Origin of the sequence: Agrobacterium rubi TR3 = NBRC 13261 (assembly GCF_000739935.1) — a bacterium.
GTDB classification, from domain to species: domain Bacteria; phylum Pseudomonadota; class Alphaproteobacteria; order Rhizobiales; family Rhizobiaceae; genus Agrobacterium; species Agrobacterium rubi.
The window spans coordinates 1-14125 of record NZ_BBJU01000028.1; the positions used below are offsets into that span (position 1 = coordinate 1).

Annotated in this window: 14 protein-coding genes; 7 read left to right on the forward strand and 7 right to left on the reverse strand. The window is 55.9% G+C overall.

From position 1 onward, the window contains the following. The first annotated feature begins 512 nt into the window (after nt 1-512). The 3 genes from RRU01S_RS21075 to RRU01S_RS21085 all read left to right on the forward strand — a co-directional run bounded on the left by RRU01S_RS21075 (nt 513) and on the right by RRU01S_RS21085 (nt 2653). Nucleotides 513-731, forward strand: a complete 219-nt coding sequence (locus RRU01S_RS21075; RefSeq protein ID WP_045232299.1) for a hypothetical protein — start codon at nt 513-515, stop codon at nt 729-731. Between the two features lie 76 nt (nt 732-807). Beyond that, a complete protein-coding gene (locus tag RRU01S_RS21080; RefSeq protein ID WP_081880153.1) occupies nt 808-1425 on the forward strand; it encodes a helix-turn-helix domain-containing protein in 618 nt (205 codons plus the stop codon). Continuing rightward, complete coding sequence (locus RRU01S_RS21085; RefSeq protein WP_045232204.1) at nt 1418-2653, forward strand: type II toxin-antitoxin system HipA family toxin; 1236 nt, start codon at nt 1418-1420, stop codon at nt 2651-2653. The genes RRU01S_RS21080 and RRU01S_RS21085 overlap by 8 nt, the downstream gene beginning before the upstream one ends. Nucleotides 2654-2896: 243 nt before the next feature. On the opposite strand, the gene RRU01S_RS21095 is transcribed toward RRU01S_RS21085, so the two are convergent. Beyond that, a complete protein-coding gene (locus tag RRU01S_RS21095; protein ID WP_045232206.1) occupies nt 2897-3790 on the reverse strand; it encodes a DMT family transporter in 894 nt (297 codons plus the stop codon). 347 nt (nt 3791-4137) lie between these two features. Here RRU01S_RS21095 and RRU01S_RS21100 point away from each other — a divergent pair, with 347 nt between their 5' ends. The 3 genes from RRU01S_RS21100 (at nt 4138) to RRU01S_RS21115 (ending at nt 5611) form a co-directional block, all read left to right on the forward strand. Then, nucleotides 4138-4383 carry a BrnA antitoxin family protein gene (locus RRU01S_RS21100; RefSeq protein WP_045232300.1) on the forward strand — a complete coding sequence of 82 codons (246 nt, stop codon included), beginning with the start codon at nt 4138-4140 and terminating at the stop codon, nt 4381-4383. 371 nt (nt 4384-4754) lie between these two features. After that, nucleotides 4755-5105, forward strand: coding sequence for an MbcA/ParS/Xre antitoxin family protein (locus RRU01S_RS21110; RefSeq protein WP_045232208.1), 351 nt, complete (start codon nt 4755-4757; stop codon nt 5103-5105). Between the two features lie 8 nt (nt 5106-5113). Continuing rightward, on the forward strand, nt 5114-5611 hold the full coding sequence (locus tag RRU01S_RS21115; RefSeq protein ID WP_045232209.1) for an RES family NAD+ phosphorylase: 498 nt from the start codon (nt 5114-5116) through the stop codon (nt 5609-5611). A 308-nt stretch (nt 5612-5919) separates the two neighbouring features. On the opposite strand, the gene RRU01S_RS21120 is transcribed toward RRU01S_RS21115, so the two are convergent. The 5 genes from RRU01S_RS21120 to RRU01S_RS21140 all read right to left on the reverse strand — a co-directional run bounded on the left by RRU01S_RS21120 (nt 5920) and on the right by RRU01S_RS21140 (nt 9999). Next, complete coding sequence (locus tag RRU01S_RS21120) at nt 5920-6987, reverse strand: SHOCT domain-containing protein (protein WP_244446094.1); 1068 nt, start codon at nt 6985-6987, stop codon at nt 5920-5922. Nucleotides 6988-7128: 141 nt separating this feature from the next. Next, the gene (locus RRU01S_RS21125) at nt 7129-7473 is read right to left on the reverse strand and encodes a hypothetical protein (protein WP_045232210.1); all 345 of its coding nucleotides are present in this window, start codon (nt 7471-7473) and stop codon (nt 7129-7131) included. Between the two features lie 185 nt (nt 7474-7658). Beyond that, nucleotides 7659-8594 carry a nucleotidyltransferase and HEPN domain-containing protein gene (locus RRU01S_RS21130; RefSeq protein WP_045232302.1) on the reverse strand — a complete coding sequence of 312 codons (936 nt, stop codon included), beginning with the start codon at nt 8592-8594 and terminating at the stop codon, nt 7659-7661. A 208-nt stretch (nt 8595-8802) separates the two neighbouring features. Then, a complete protein-coding gene (locus tag RRU01S_RS21135) occupies nt 8803-9381 on the reverse strand; it encodes a cytochrome b (RefSeq protein WP_045232211.1) in 579 nt (192 codons plus the stop codon). A 249-nt stretch (nt 9382-9630) separates the two neighbouring features. Next, nucleotides 9631-9999 (reverse strand): mobilization protein, encoded by a 369-nt coding sequence (locus tag RRU01S_RS21140; protein WP_234936237.1) that lies wholly within the window; start codon nt 9997-9999, stop codon nt 9631-9633. Between the two features lie 198 nt (nt 10000-10197). On the opposite strand from RRU01S_RS21140, the gene traA reads away from it, so the two are divergent. Further along, nucleotides 10198-13557 (forward strand): Ti-type conjugative transfer relaxase TraA, encoded by a 3360-nt coding sequence (gene traA, locus RRU01S_RS21145; protein WP_045232304.1) that lies wholly within the window; start codon nt 10198-10200, stop codon nt 13555-13557. Nucleotides 13558-13714: 157 nt separating this feature from the next. On the opposite strand, the gene RRU01S_RS21150 is transcribed toward traA, so the two are convergent. Beyond that, entirely contained in the window at nt 13715-13981 is a 267-nt protein-coding gene (locus RRU01S_RS21150; RefSeq protein WP_045232212.1) for a hypothetical protein, read from the reverse strand. Between the last annotated feature and the right edge of the window lie 144 nt (nt 13982-14125).

Genomic DNA, 14125 nt, shown 5'->3' on the forward strand with positions numbered 1-14125 from the left:
GGTGATCCAGTTGGCTGCTTGCAATTACAATAACAGTATCATGATACTGTTATTGTAATTGCAAGCAGCCAACTGGATCACCACTTAATCCGCCAAAACCCCATCCTATTCACTCGCAAACCTTCCCCATATCACATCGCAAAATCTATATAAAGCTGTAGGTCGCCTATATAAATGCGAGATCTTCCTAAATTCACTGCTGATGTGCCCGTCGAGTTTACACGCCCCTCTACCAAAATCGCACCCGAACAAAGATATTATATATAAATACACCTCTTCAGGATAATAATTATATACCTTTTTTAGTGCACACCTTTACCTGAACCACGGGTGAAAAAATATTCCTTATGTAGAGTATAAATATCTCCATTTATGTATAACTTAACAATTATATAGAAAATATACCCGAAAGTGCGCGGAGGACTGCATCTCCCACAGGTTGCGAAATCGATTGACTCTCACAATCGACCAGCCGAACATCGCTCGACATTACAGGGGCAATGAAAACCACCATGTCGCCAGACCGCTTTAATCAATGCTTGCGGGTCATCCGCTGGACGCCAATCAATATCGCGTCCGCTCTGCAATGTGAACTTTCGTGGATCGAGGCCCTGGAAGCGGGCAATGACGCCGTCCCTGCCGGTCTGGCCGAATGGCTTGAAACGCTTGCACAAGCCCATGAGGCTCTTCCGCCACCAATTACCTACAGAGGCAAACGGTCGGCCCTCTGATCGCCAACGCCGCTATCTTATCAATCTTGAAAATCACTCATCTTCCTGATACATTAAACGATATCAGATACTAGAAATGATGTCGAATAAAATATCAATGAAATATGAAACCAAAGAAATAGCGGATCGAATCCGCGAGGCTAGAGACGCCAAACAGCTCAGCCAAAGAGAGTTGAGCCGCTTGGCAGGGGTCCCGCAAGCACAGATTTCGCGGATCGAATCCAACAGCGTCGATCTACGTCTGTCGAGCCTCGTGGCCATAGCCAGCGCATTGGATTTGGAAATCGCCCTGGTACCACGCAAGGCGGTGCCTGCGATCAAATCGATCACGCGTCAGACGACTGATCGCACTGTGATCCAACCGCCCGCAATCGGCAAAGAAATGCAGCAACTGCAAAAGGCGATCCGCACCCTTCAGATTGATGCGCCGACTCTGCCGGAACTGGATGACCTGCGCAAAGCCACAGCGTCTATCCAGCGCCTGCAAATCGATACGCGGTTCTTGGACAATCTCCGCTCATTGCGGCACACGATTGAACGCGTCAATATCACGCAGCAGTGGAAAGGCATCTCCGAAGCCGCCAACAGAATGAAAGCGCTCCGCAACCAGATCGCCCATTTCGAGCCGACAAGCGAACAACGCAGCGCAAGCCGTCCGGCCTACTCATTAGACGACGAGGACGACGATGCCTGATGTCTCCGTACTCAGCGTGCGCCTCTATGGCGAAGAAATCGGCACCATCACCTATGTCGGAGCAGAAAAGACGCTTTTCACGTTCAACGATGCCTATGTCGAAAACCCAGAAAGACCGACCCTCGGCCTCCAGTTCAAGAATGAATTCGGCGAGCTGATCACGGATTTCCGGCCATATAAAATCAAGCTGATGCCCTACTTCTCGAACCTCCTGCCAGAGGGGCATCTGCGCCGGTACCTGGCTGAGAAAGCAGACATCCATACTGACCGCGAGTTCTTTCTCTTATGGGTGCTCGGGCAGGACTTGCCCGGCGGCATCACCGTCGTCCCAGCGCACGGCGAAGAGTGGCCAGACGAGGCACATAACATCCTTAAAGGTGAAGCCGCGAAGGAGGCTGCTGAAGATGCTATGCGGTTTTCATTGGCGGGTGTGCAGCTCAAATTCTCAGCGGTTCAAAGCGCCAGCGGCGGCTTGACCATTCCGACAAGCGGCGTCGGCGGCAATCGGATCGTCAAACTCCCCTCTCGCGAGTTCGCCAACGTCCCGGAAAACGAGTTCTCGATGATGAGTCTTGCGAGGATGGTCGGGATCAACGTGCCCGCGATCGGGCTGATCGATGTGAGATCGATCGGCAATCTGCCGGATGGGATTGAGAAGATCGGGCAACAGGCCTTCGTCACTGAACGCTTCGATCGCAATGATGATGGCAGCGTCACGCATATCGAGGATTTTGCCCAGATCTTTAACGTCTACCCCGAGAACAAGTACAAGAAAGCCAGTTACCGCAATCTGATATCGGTAATAGCATCGGAATCAGATCACGATGATGTGGCCGAATTCATTCGCCGCCTGACGTTCAATGTCCTGATCGGCAACGGCGACATGCACCTGAAAAACTGGTCGCTCATCTATCCCGATCGCCGAAACGCACGCCTTGCTCCAGCCTATGACTTCGTGTCCACGATCGCGTATATCGCGAACGACAAATCCGCGCTGACCTTCAGCCGGACGAAAGAGTTCACCGGATTTACGCTGGATGAGCTGGCACATCTATCGGCTAAGGCTAACCTGCCGCGCAAGCTCGTGCTCGACACAGCCAAGGAAACCGTAGCGTTATTCATGGAGCGATGGGAGACCGAAACGGCTAACCTCCCCATGCGCCAGGATGTTGTCGAGACCATCGACAAGCATCTTACGACGTTGCCGATTGTAACCGGCAACGAGTAAAAGGATGCGGTGAAAACCTCTTTCTTGTCGGACTCCGCGGCTATTCTAGATTGCCACAACGATGATCCAAAGGCCGCGATCAAGGCGATGCAAGACGAGATAGAACATCTTCGACAACAGCTGAGCCTGGCCGTTGTTGCAGTGGGTCGAGGCTATACCAGGGGTTGGGTTCCCGGAGAGACAGGCCTGGTCAATGAGGCTTTCCCAGCGCGGCAGTCAAAGCAACAGGACTGAAGACACGATTCAACCGATCCGATCCTTTGCAATTTTGACGTTTCGGCGTTCCCAACTGACGAGAACCAGGCTTGCCGCAACGATGAGGACTGCGCCGACGAAGACGTTATATGCCGGTACTTCCGTCCAGATGGCGTAACCATAGATGAACGCCCAGATCAGGCCGGTATATTCCACTGGTGCCAGCAATGATGCGGGCGCGTGTCTGAAGCCTTCATAGAGAAGATATTGCCCGATTGCCGAGACCAGCCCGACCCCGATCATGAGAAGCCAGCCTTGGGTATCCGGGTTTTTCCAGAGCCAGGGCAAGGACAGTGCGCAGGCGATGCCGAACAGTGCGCTGGTGGCGTACATCTGCGTCAGCGTCGATTCGCTTCTGCTGACAAGGCGAATGAGGATGGTGCTCCACGCCCAGCAGAAGCCTGCGATGATGCAGAGTGTTGCGGGCAGCCAGTTTGGGGAGTTGGCAGGATTGGCAGCCACGACGACTCCGACGAAACCGACCGCGCAGGCGATCCAGCGGCCGGCGCCGACTTTCTCCTTCAGCACGAAGATGGAAAGGACCATCACCATGATGGGTGCGGAGAAATAGAGCGTGGTGAGTTCGGCCAGCTCCAGATATCGCGCTGAGCTGTAAAACAGCATCCATGCGGTGAGCATGAGTGCTGCGCGAAGAATGACGGTGCCGCGATATTTGCTTTTGAGGATGGACGGGTGGCGGTAGCGATGTGCCAGTATGCCGGTAATCAGCACGATGACGGCGCTTCGCACAAAGAGGATTTGCGCAACCTCATAGCTTTCGACAAGCCATTTGACGAGCGCATCCTGAAGAGCAAAACAGGAGTAGCCCATGGCCGCCAGCCCGATGCCGAAAAGTGGCCTTGCTTCCAATGATCCTGCCATGCGTTTCACCACGATGCTGCTGATGAGTTGTCCTAACCGAGTCCATTGTTGCGATCCATCCAATTGACACCGGCCATCTCGACGCGCTCATGTCAACCGCGATGTCGAAAGTCTCCAGGCGCTAAATTCTGCGGCTGTGCGAGACAACATCAACGTCAAAAGTGAAACGCTGATTGACCGCGCCATCAAAGGCTAATGGTCTCACGGCCAATCGACATCAGACCTGGATCACCGTACAACACCTCCAAGGTTTACAGTCCTTCTTGCAACCAGCTGATCTGAGGGATCGCAACGCCCATCTCCCGTGGCGCTCGCTTGCGCAAACACTGACCGTTGGAAAGCACATCATGGCCCCGAAACCTCGCAGACCGCTCGACCCAAAAGATGCAGCCGAAGCTCTTTTTGCAGCTCCCAGAAAGGCTGCAGCACCCGTCATAAAAAGAAGCGCTATCCCGACAACCAAGGAAATGGTTTCCCTGAAGATCGACAGCGACGTTCTGGCATATTTCCAGGACGACGGACCAGGCTGGCAGGAGCGGATAAACACTTTCCTTCGCACCGCTATGCTGGCCGAGGACGACAACAAGGCTTGATCTGACACACCGACATCGGCCCCTGGTCCCGGTTTCCAGCGACCGATACCCTTGTGCCGCTTTCGAGAACGATGTGCAGACCCATGGATCAAAAATGCGGGACCCATTCGTTTTTTCAAGGTTCATGCCGTGGATCGACCAGGCAAGCATCGCGCGAAGTTACAAGGGCAATGAAAACAACAAGGCGCCAGACCGCATTTCATCCATGCTTACGGGCCATCCGCTGAACGTCGATCAATATCGCGTCCGCTTTGCAATGCAAACTTTCATGGATCGAGGATCCGGAAGCGGGCAGCGTTCAACACTTGAATGCCAGTCATATTGACGCTATATTGCGTCATAATTAACGTTAGTATCGAAGGGTATTTCAAATGTCTCTTGCTCAATATGCCGACAATGGCCTGTTTGCGCCAAGAAAAATCGCTGACGTTTTTCACACAACAAGCGACGACATTGCCCGTAGTGCCGGACTCGGCAAAGATGCAGTCCAGCGCAAAGAGCGTATCAAATCCGACAAAACACAGCGGCGGCTGCGCGAAATGATCGAAGTCGTCAATAAAGTCGAGACCCGCTTCGGATCCGCGCTCATGGCATATGCCTGGTATCGCTCAGAACCTCTCTCTGGCTTTTCCGGGCACACCGCGATGCAGCTTGTTCGAGATGGACGCGCTGACGAAGTGCTTGAGTATATCGATGCCATCGATGCTGGCGTGCATGCCTGACATTATCGATGCAGTACAAAGGTAAGCTCTATCGAGCACTTAACCCTGTCTACGCTCGCGAACCGCTCTCCGGACGGGGCGCTGAGCTCTACGGCGGCAGATTTAATCCGAAAGGCACGCCCGCCCTTTATACGTCATTGACAATCATGACGGCACTTAAGGAAGCAAATCAGGCAGGGAGCCTACAGCCAACCACTCTTGTCTCCTATGAGGCAGATCTCGAGCCTTTGTTCGATACCCGTGACGCGAACGCCCTTCATAATCATGGCATCAACCTTCAAGCTCTCGGCGCGACAACTTGGCGCGACGATATGAAAGTGCTGGGTGAAGCCCCGACACAGAGGCTGGCGCGCGATTTGAAGAGCGCGGGCTTCTGCGGCTTGGTCGTCAGGAGCTTTGCTCCAGGCACCACCGAAGCCGATCTCAATATAGTCCTCTGGACATGGCAAACATCAGCCACACCTCGCCTGACGTTGATCGACGACGAACGGCGATTGTCACAATAGCAATATTCCATCTTAACAATCACAGGATCACTCATCATCAAACATCTCACAGCAGCCCTTTTGGGAATGATAGACGACATGCGATGACTGTATCCAAGAGCCAATGTGCGCGCCGCAATGCCGGATGACGACGTCAAGCCTTCGGCTGCCTTTCCGGCCAGGGCTGCTCTGTCGCGTCTCTTGCTCGTTGCGCAATAGACGCGCCAGCGGTAACCTCACCCTCCGCAAAACGATCAATCGATCACATCGATATCGTTCGGGCCCCATTGCATGGGGGGTAATATTCGTCCTGACACAGGGCCGTAATTTTACAACCGCTCCAGCAACTCGGTCTTTTTGGCCGCAAATTCTTCGTCGGAAACAATGCCCTTCGCGTGCAAACCAGCGAGCCGTTCGATTTTGCTGATAATATCGTCTTCAAAACCTGTCGGGCCAGAGACGACGCTCGTGCTTGGAGGTGTCATGACCGGGTCCGGGACTGGGATTGGGACTGGAACTGGCTCGGTCAGGGCAAGCGGCGCTTTCAGCGGCTCTTGAGGGGACGGAACGCTGTCCTTTTCGGTCATAACATCGAGATCAGCAACGCGCACGAGACCATGCTGGGACGTGAAGGTTAGAGACTGGTCGCCGCTTTGCTGTTGAGAAAATCCACCGATGTTATGGTCCTTTGTGTCGTAGACCGTTATCTGTCCGTTGACATCAATGGCCAGGCGGCGGCTTGCCGGAAAGAACGCATAACGTAAATTATTCTGCGCACCGGTCGATGAGGGCTGCCCGAGATGTTGCGGCCAGGAACCACTGTGCGAACCTGACTGATAAAAAAAGCTGTTGCCACTTCCCTGGCTCTGGGACTGGTGAGACCAATCTGGTTTCGGGCCGGATAACCGACCTTCCCTTATATAACCGGCAATCTCTGAGCACAGCATATCAACCCGGTGCTTCAAGCCGTTGTTGAACATGTCACCCACCATCGTCATGCCGCCGTTCGACCATTGTCCCATCCCACCAAGCTCGGAATGATTAAACTGCGCCTGATGTGTATGGCCAGCGATCAGCGCCATTGCCAGGTGCTCGACCACACCAACACTTACGCCATGCCGCTGAGACACACTGTCAACAATGCTTTGTTCCTGGGTATCTCTGATCACAAGCCGCGCTCCATTGGTCGGTTTTTTTCTTATGGCATCTGCAACCGCAATAAGATAGGCGCAGCACGCCGTGACACCGGCAACGGAAGCGGCCCGGGCAACATCCGTGCAATGGTGGTGAACCATCGCGCTTACCGCCTCAGGCGACCGGACACAACCTTCAGCAGGGTGCTGGATCAGAAACCAGATCGCGGTTGCTGCGGCCAGGCCGAGCGCGATGAGTTCCACTGTCGCCGAGAGTCCCGGCTTGTGTCAGGCCGTGACGGGCAAGTGTGCTCGCCTTTACGATCCAGCACCATACGAATGACACGTTGGCGGACTTCAGGTGAAAACTGGTTCGCCGTTTCGATCACAGTGATCCCACTCTCTTTAGAAGTTGGACCCTCCGGCAAACCCTGTGCGGTTCAAGACAAGGGATACCTTTGTCCCGCTATCGAGAACAATGTGCAGGTCCCGGATCATACCAGCAGCGAGAAGGAACGCCTCCCGGACCTGCCTATCATTGCGCCAGCCCCGTTCCACAGAAAGAGCCGTCGTATGGATATCAAGCACGATATCGCGGCCAGGGCCTTTCGGGATGCCCGCAGCGTCTCGCAAATCCGCGATCGTTGCCACGGCGCGCTCCAGCATCCGGCGCTTCTGGAACGCATCGAGACGCTCCATGCGATTGGCATCTCGAACAAGTTCGCCAATGAAATCCGTTGTCAGGCTCATCACTCGAAAATGCCGCACGCCTGCGTTTTTTCAAGTCCAGACATCGGGAAAAATCCCAAACCACACAGTTTCGATTGGTCTGTGACCCAACCGCATCATGGGACAACGCCAATGTATCGCTGCAAGACCATGAGTAGCCACAAACCACCCCCGTCGCTGTCTTGAGCAAGACGCCAAGAGCAGGACTAACCACCCGCTTGAGACGCGTGTTCATTCGCCTTCTCTGCGAGTTTTGTCAGGTGCTCTTCGCAAACCATCTTCACCCGTTCCAGCAGATGCGTGGTCCGCTCCCCAAGCCAGACAAGCGCCTCCTCGCTGATCTCGAAATGCTTCGAGTACCGGGCCTTCACATAGGCCTCATTGATCGTGTTGAACCAGGCACGCTCCCGATGATGGTCACGAGGAAAGGCTTCCACCAAGCGAAGGTCTTGCTCCTCAGCAAGTGAGCGCAAAAACTTGATGTTGTGCGATGCTGGTCCATAGTTCGTGAGGGTAAGCAAAGCGCAGGAATAAGCCTGTTCAAGCGTCTGATGAACCAAAAAGGCCGCATGCTTGAACTGCTTATCGTTTACCGCCTGCATCGCGAGCTTCGCGTTGTAGGTTCCAAATGAGTAACGGCTCTCAAAATGCTCCCGCGCTACCCTCAACCGATCTTCCGCAGTGAGCGGTTTGGGCTCAGCCAATGGCTCGTCATCCAGTTCGTAGAGAACAATGCCTTCCTTGCGGATATCCGAGAAGAAGTAATGCCCTTCCTTCAGTTGCGTGTTCACCTCGCGCAGCGAGTGCACGATGAACTGCGCCGGCGTTTCGATAAAACTATCCCGGATCAAACGATCGGCGGCCTTGTACCAATATTCGGCAAAGTCCGTCAGCTTGCGATTGTTGACGATGACGAGCAGATCAAAGTCAGAGCGATAGCCCTTCATCGTATGCGGCTCGTCAACAAAGGTGCCGCGGGCGTAAGAGCCGAACAGGATGATTTTGAGAATGCGTCCGCGCTTTTTGAAGTCGGCTGTTCCCTCGCCCAGCGCATCCTCGAATTCCTCGTGCAGGATTTCCAGCGCACGGGCAAGTTCGCGTTGCTTGCGAGGCGGAATATGATCAAGAGACGATTTCATCATGATAGAAGGTTCTTGTTCGTTGGTGGTATCGATGTCGAAACTCTTAAAGGTAGTACGGAAAACCTGACACAGTTCAACCGAAACAACAACTGCAGGAAATGCCACTAGGCCTTTGACACGCTTCACACAAAAGCCCTCGACGGAGTTGGCATGCCTTCGTCTGCGGCGTTGCATTCAGTTTTGGTTTGGCTGCCTTGCCCTTCCTTGCTTACTCATCAGTCGTGGCTCTGCCCGGCCTTCCCGTCATCCGCCCAAGTGTTTCGTCATTCAGCGCGAAGTGGTGAACGAGCGCCATGATAACGTGGCCTGCGATCAGAACCGAAAGACCCCATGCCAACAGGCTGTGAAGACGATCGGCTGGTGCAATCATCCATGACACCTCCACCCCGCTCGCCGGGATCCACGGCTCCCACCCCTTGCCGCTGCCATAGGCGCGCAATAGCGCCAGTGCCGGAATGCTAAACATCAGAAGATAGAAGCTGGCGTGAACAACAGCAGCCAGATGACCGGTAACGGTTGTCGATTTAACGGGGCGACGGTTGCGATTGACTATCCACCAGATAGCGCGAATGACGACAAGCACGGTCACCAAAAGGCCAACGGTGCCATGGCCAGGTCCAAGCGACGTGACCGTCCTGACCCACTCCGTATCCCCGAACAATCGCCACGTTAAAATGACGACAAACTGCCAGATCAAAAGATAGGCCATTGTCCAATGCAAGGTCCGGCTGATCAGACCATAATGCTTGGGCGTATCCAGCCACATGCGAAAATTCCTGTTTGTCATTGCCTGCCTTTAGCTGCCGTTGGCGCAGAGCGCAACGGCGGGATCCGACCGGGATCGTTCGTCAGATCCTGGGCTGCGTTCCCTCGTCCGTTGAAGCCAGACGCACGCCCGTCCTGCCGCTCACTACGGCGCTATGGTGAGCGCGTTCCCGTCAGGACAGGCTCATCCCGCAATCCCTCTTGATCGTCCAGTCATCCGTTACCGTCGCGAACGTGGGCTGAGGAGCACGCGTTGTGACATCGAGCAACGTCATGGTTCATTGTCCCCGATGACATCAGCTTGATTGCCATTGGTCTGCTGAAGGTGTTCAGTGCTCTGCTGCGCGTTGCCGTCTGCCACACCGTGGCCTTGACCCATCCGGCATTGCTCGATCAGATCTGCAAACAAGGCCCGATCGGCATCACGGACGAGAAACGCCGGGAGTTGTGCCGCAAGCCATTGCCTCAGGTCACACTGACCGGTGGTATCGTCATCCTGCGCCAGGCGCTCCAGCACAAACGAACCGAGCACTATCTTGCGCCGGGTTTCCTGTGCGCGCTCCTGTTTGCCCAGTCGCGATTGCAAGGCGCGTTTGCGCTCTTCGAGCTCTTTGATGCGTTGCGCGATCGGCTTTCTCATGACGGCGTGCTCCTATGACGATTTGGCCTTGGGGCTATTCGAACTCCAATCTCTCAGGTCCCGCAACGTGCAGATCTGCACGTCGCCAGCACGATTTGCGAATGCTAGCCGTGCCTCATCGAAAACAACAAGGGCGCACTTACGAGTTGCAGCGTCCTCACCGAACCGATTGCTCGAACCGCGAAAGGACAGGTGGCGGTGGCGATTTACCATCTCAGCAGCAAGCCGGTCTCAAGATCAGGTGGCCGCAGTGCCGTGGCTGCCATTGCCTATCGCACCGCAAGTCTGCTGGTGAATGAACGCGATGGTCTCGTTCATGATTTTACCGCCAAGCAGGGTGTTGATCATTGCGAAATCGTGCTTCCCGATGGCATCGATGCCGACTGGGCACGCGATCGCTCGACGCTCTGGAATGCGGCGGAAGCTGCCGAGAACCGCTGCGATGCGCGTGTGGCCCGCGAGTTCGAGATTGCCCTTCCCCATGAGTTGAGTGAACAGGAGCGTCTGTCGCTGACGCGTGCCTTCGCCCTGGATCTCGCCAACCGCTTTGGCACAGCCGTCGACTTCGCCATCCACGTGCCCCAGGGCAAAAGCGATACCCGCAATATCCATGCCCATGTGATGATGACAACGCGGGTGGTGACGTCGGATGGCCTTGGCGACAAAACGCTGATCGAGCGCGAGAATAAATGGCTACTCGCCCATGATCTGCCCACCTCTCACCAGCAGATGCGCGATATCCGCCAAACCTTTGCACAGCATGCAAACCGACATCTGATGCGCGCTGGTCTCGATGTGCGGATCGATCATCGCTCACATCTGGAGCGCGGCCTGTCGATCGAGCCAACCGAACATATGGGCGTGCATGCCAGCCAAATGCAGCGGCGTGGTCTGGATGTCTCGAGAACCCGGTTGGAGGAGAATGCGGCACGGCGAAACGCCGAGCTGATCCGGAGCAAACCGGACCAGGTTCTGCGCCTTCTGACCGATGAGAAAAGCGTGTTCACCCGTCACGATATCGCCCGCACGCTCCATCGCTACATCAACGACAGTCACAGCTTCCAACATGCGCTTGCTGCCGTCATGGCCTCACCGCAATTGGTCGAGTTGCAGCCCGAGCAACACGATGAACTGGCGCGCTATTCCACCCGCGAGATGATCGGCATCGAACATACCATGGCGGCCAGTGCGCTGCGGATGGTGGATAGACACAGTCATGGTGTCAGACCTGAACACATTGATCACGCGTTGCATCGTCAGGACGCGATGCTGCCGGGTTCTGGTCTCAGCCACGAGCAGCGTGCGGCTGTGCGCCACATCACATCCCCCCAGCAGATCGCCGCCGTCATCGGCTTTGCCGGTGCTGGCAAATCCACCATGCTGGCCGCGGCACGCGACGCCTGGGAGCGCCAAGGTTTTACGGTCCACGGGGCAGCGCTTGCCGGAAAGGCAGCGGAAGGGTTGACGTCGTCATCCGGCATTACTGCGCGCACTCTGGCATCATGGGAGTATGGCTGGCAAAACGGCAAAGGCGAACTTCAGCGCGGCGACATCCTTGTCATCGACGAGGCCGGCATGGTCGGCAGTCGTCAGCTCGCGCGGATCGTGTCGCAGGTCGAGGCCCGTGGTGCCAAGCTCGTCCTTGTCGGCGATCACGAGCAACTTCAGGCGATCGGTGCGGGCTCCCCCTTCCGGGCGATAGTCGAGCGCATCGGATCGGTCGAGCTTTCGCAAATCCGCCGCCAGACACAGGACTGGCAGCGCCAGGCGTCGGTGGCGTTTGCCACCCATCGCACCGGTGATGGACTGGCGGCTTACGCTGAACAGGGAAGCGTTCAGTTTGCCAATGACCGCGATCAGGCGCGCGAACACCTCGTGGCTGACTATCTTGCCGATCTCAACCAACATCCATCCGCATCCCGCATTGCTCTCGCCCACCGCCGGGTGGATGTACGCGCAATCAATGACGGCATTCGAACCGCGCTGCAGGCGCAGGGGCTATTGGCAAAAGACAATGGTCAGGGCATCGGGGACGATGATGCGTCGAAAGTTAAAGTCGCGGCAGATAGCGCGGCTCAAACACACCGTGAGATCGTCTATCAGACCGTCAACGGCAAGCGTTCATTTGCGCGTGGTGACCGCATCCTTCTTTTGGAAAACAACCGCGAGCTCGGCGTCAAGAATGGTATGCTGGGAACGGTCGAGGCCGTCGAGCCGAACGCAATACATCTGCGGCTCGACGGAGCTGCCAGCGGGCAAAACAATGCCCGTGTTCTTTCCCTACCCGTCAAAGATTACCAAAGTTTTGATCATGGTTACGCCACCACCATTCACAAATCCCAAGGCGCCACCGTCGACCGCGCCTTCGTCATGGCATCCTCAACCATGGACCGGCATCTCACCTATGTTGCCATGACGCGCCATCGCCATCAGGCAACCCTTTATGCCGGTCGCGATGACCTTACCGACATGAAGGAGATGGTTGCCAGTATGAGCCGTTCCGGCGCCAAGGAAACGACGCTCGATTACATTGACGTCTTTGCCGAGCGGCGTGGTTTGACACTGCAGACATCTCCCCGGATTGATCTTGCCAACCCGCTCGTGCCCATGCAAACTTCCGCTTCTCGTGCAACCCCAATCGCACGGGAGAAGCAGGATCGACCCTTGCAGCGACAGCACGCTGTCGAGGCGCCATCTGGCGTGATGCGTGCCGGCAATCCGGTCGATCCCGCGCTCCAGGCCGAGCCCGCAAAGGTCCTCTCGCAGACGTCCAACATCACCCCAAATCAATCGCGAGAATACGACACCCCCGCTCCGCTCGTTCCCGCCGTTCGCTTCTACGATCGCAGTGTCGAAGACATCGCCCGTGAAAAAGCCTTGCCCAATCTGGTCAGAGCTATGGGAGACGTGCGGTCCGTCGGTCGTCAGGTCTACATCGATCCTGACCGCGCTGTCGCCACCCTCACCTGCGCCATCACCGAGGCCGGGATCGACGGAAAAGCTCTGGCCAAATCGCTCGTTGAGAACCCCGAGCAGTTCGGACCCCTGCGCGGTAAAGTCGGGCTTCTCGGCGAAAGCAAAGAGCGCAAGCTTGCTCGCCATTACAGCCATGCGCTCGGCAACCACATCGGATTTGCGGCCGAAACCTGGCAGCGGCGCCTGGAGGCAGAGCGCAAATCAGAAACCTGGAAACGTGAGCGTCAGGACATCGTTGAAGTCCCAGGCCTCACACCCCGCAGCCAAGCCCTTCTGCAGCAGTTTGACAGCCTCGCCCTTGAAGACAGGCCGACATTCCTGGCGCAACTTTCCGCGACACCTGAAGGCAAGCAGGCCATCACCGAGGCACAGACGATCGCCAGTGCCCTGGAGCAGCGCTTTGGCAGCGCCGACATGCGGCAGATGACACCGGACCCATTACGGCTCGGGCCAGAGACGGCCAACACACTCGATCACATCAAACACGTCGCCAGCATCGTCGAGCGGGTCCAAAGGGCTGAGCTCACCCAAAAGCACGAGCTCAAGCAGTCGCTGAGGGAAGGTCTGCGACTGGGGTGGTGATGGTGCGGTGGCGATAGAACCCCTGTCCACGAAGACGGCGTTCAAAGTGGCGACTTGCCGCGACATTCTTTGCACGCTCGGCCAAATCCAGGTGAGGTTCAAAGATCATGGCCGATACGGTGCATGTGTCAGATGCTGGTGCATGCCGCATCAGCAATTACATATTCGCGCAACACGGTTGAAACGATCCAGCAAACAGTGGCTGCATCGTGGTGACCAATGTCCGCTTGGGAGACGCTGGACGTCCACTCGTCCGGAACTTCGCAACGAGTGCTGTTCCATCTCGTGCCTTCAGAGCCCTCTGCGCCGAGAGCATCAACTCTTTCAGTTCGTTCACAGAGACGCCATCTGCGCGCATGACAGAAAGGATCAGGGGATCCCCGAACAGTTCAGCGAGCGTCATTTCGTTTGTCTTGACGGTCATCCCAGTCTCCTTTCGATAAATTCAAATTCCCTCAAAACCGGTGATCGTTGACAGACACGCAGCAAGGTGTTACCGGTAAGTAACAATTGCATAGTTACCGACCAGTCACACCCGTGTCAACATCCCGACAGGATAAAAATTAAA